The 243-nt window shown below is 79.0% G+C and carries 1 protein-coding gene; it reads left to right on the forward strand.

Annotated features, from left to right (window positions below):
- Nucleotides 1–243, forward strand: a 243-nt coding sequence (locus ACQG3P_RS22175) for a dihydroxy-acid dehydratase (RefSeq protein ID WP_426806255.1), incomplete at both ends; no start/stop codon positions are given.

The following is a 243-nucleotide window of genomic DNA, read 5'->3' on the forward strand; positions in this document are numbered from 1 at the left end:
CGTCGTGCGGGCAGCCGGACACGCCGCTGCGCGCGGCGCCGACGCGGCCCGCGGCGGGGCGTGCGCGGGCCATCTGTGCGCTGGGCGAGGAGGTCCGGCCGCTGGGCCGGTTGCTCGCTGAGCGGGCGCTCGTCAATGCGGTGTTCCCGCGGATCGCCACGGGCGGGTCGCCCACCCACCCGAACCACTGGACCGCGGGGGCGCGGGCGGCGGGCATCGTGCTGCCGAGGGACGACATGGACC

The organism is Stenotrophomonas sp. SrG, assembly GCF_050031795.1.
In the GTDB taxonomy this organism is placed as follows: Bacteria; Pseudomonadota; Gammaproteobacteria; order Xanthomonadales; family Xanthomonadaceae; genus Stenotrophomonas; species Stenotrophomonas rhizophila_A.